Below are 1,746 nucleotides of genomic sequence, written 5' to 3' on the forward strand. Positions count from 1 at the left end.
AAGCTCTTAACAGCCCCTCTGTTGTTGGTACTGTCATAATCGGTTGTATATTACCAATAACCGAAACGCTCTCCAATACACTTGGTAATCTCATAATTAACACCCCGATTGCTTAATAAAACTAAAATTCCATGAAAAAAAGGCAACAAAAAAAGCCATACCCTTTGCATAGCCTCCTCATTGCCTTAATTATATTTTTTCACTATTTCATCCAGAAAAACGGGAATAAGATTTGACCAAATTTCACATTGCTATTTACGCTCTCTGCTAAGTATTGGCATCCCATTACGATAACAAGTCCGGCTGCCCCACCAATAAACCACCAAATACATTTATGTCTTCCTCGTTCACCGCCCCAAATTAATAGATAAGCGCCCCAGCAAAATACAATTGCTGTACTCACCATTGCTCCTCTTTGCATCCATGTAATAAATGAATTCCCCGTATTAATTAGACCATCCATCGCATCACCTAACACTAACATTTGAGATAATGTTTCCAACATTGACATATACATTCACTCCCTTTTCATTTTTAAATGCTTATACGTTACTAAGCTGACTTGATTCATTCGCCTTGCTGTCTTCCTTTACTTCTGTTGCTGTTGCTTTATAAGCTTGTAAAGCTTTCATTACTAAATCTTGATTTTCTTCAATGTATTTCTGATGATGTAAATGAAGCCAATGGTTATAATCCTGACCATTGGCTCTTAGTAAGTTTGCTACCATATCTTTTTCTTTTTTTAACTCCCTCTGTGTAATCGCCACTATATCACCACCTTTCAATGATTATGTGATTACTTCTGATATTGTTCTTTGCAATTTTGGACAAAATAGATAACTTCTTTTTCAAGTTCTGACTCTTTAAATGTGGAAAAATCAATATCTTTCTTCAATTTTCCTTTTTCATAATAAGCAAGGGAATCTCTTCTTTGTGATAATCCCCAATCATAAGGGTTGCTTGAACCTGGTACATCTTCACGCTTTTCATTCAATTCTTGTATCTGAACCTTTTCTTGCTGTGCTACTTTTTTTATAATATGAAGCCAATTCTCTCTTTTCTTCTTAGTGGAATTTAGCATAACAAAACCTGTGCCATCCTCACTCATGAACTTCTTCATTTCTAACGGACTAAGTTCCATTACTTCCCCTTTTCCCGAACTAAAGACAAATGTTGAACCAATACCAATTGCAATTAACAGTCCAACAACAGCGGAAATGATCCACCCTTTACGACTCATGTGTGTTCCTCCCTATGTCATATTTTTATAAGCGATTTTGAAGTGTGATGAGACCCTTTTAAACTCCAACATCTGTCTTTATTTTATAACATTTAAAGGAAAGTGGGATAGAAAATGGAAATATCATTTATGGCTGGAATGATGAACCCTGTATTGGCATGCGTATAGAGACTAATCCCGACCTAGCTTCTATATGCCCAATACCGCACTACGTATTTTGGCGTGAACGTAGAACCTTATGTATCTACTGTTGTGATGTTCCTCGCTTCTTCAGAATGTCAAAATGGGATATTCCTCACGAGTACTGACACAAACAGGTCTTTGATACACTGCATTTCCCAGTGGTCACAGATGAGTTTTACGATCTTACTCACCCAACGATAATCGTATACCTAACCCCTCTAGTGACCTTTCGAAGGGAGGCACGCATATATATTGAAAGCCGTATATCATCCTTTTACATCAATACTGAAAGGAAAAGATACGCAATATATATCTAAATTGTC

3 protein-coding genes are annotated in these 1,746 nt (G+C 36.5%); all 3 read right to left on the reverse strand.

The features are described 5' to 3' along the window. Positions 1–202: 202 nt before the first annotated feature. The 3 genes from CN409_RS31075 to CN409_RS31085 are packed head-to-tail and all read right to left on the reverse strand — an operon-like array spanning position 203 to position 1,240. The gene (locus CN409_RS31075; protein ID WP_016513605.1) at positions 203–511 is read right to left on the reverse strand and encodes a hypothetical protein; all 309 of its coding nucleotides are present in this window, start codon (positions 509–511) and stop codon (positions 203–205) included. A gap of 31 nt (positions 512–542) precedes the next feature. After that, on the reverse strand, positions 543–767 hold the full coding sequence (locus CN409_RS31080; RefSeq protein WP_001018796.1) for a hypothetical protein: 225 nt from the start codon (positions 765–767) through the stop codon (positions 543–545). 29 nt (positions 768–796) lie between these two features. After that, positions 797–1,240 carry a hypothetical protein gene (locus CN409_RS31085; protein ID WP_074596344.1) on the reverse strand — a complete coding sequence of 148 codons (444 nt, stop codon included), beginning with the start codon at positions 1,238–1,240 and terminating at the stop codon, positions 797–799. Positions 1,241–1,746 lie beyond the last annotated feature (506 nt).

The organism is Bacillus sp. AFS012607, assembly GCF_002558005.1.
Lineage (GTDB): Bacteria > Bacillota > Bacilli > Bacillales > Bacillaceae_G > Bacillus_A > Bacillus_A thuringiensis_S.

Excerpts from the sequence above, each read along its gene's own strand:
- CN409_RS31085 (WP_074596344.1), bottom strand. The coding sequence starts at position 1,240 with ATGAGTCGTAAAGGGTGGATCATTTCCGCTGTTGTTGGACTGTTAATT.
- CN409_RS31075 (WP_016513605.1), bottom strand. The coding sequence starts at position 511 with ATGTCAATGTTGGAAACATTATCTCAAATGTTAGTGTTAGGTGATGCG.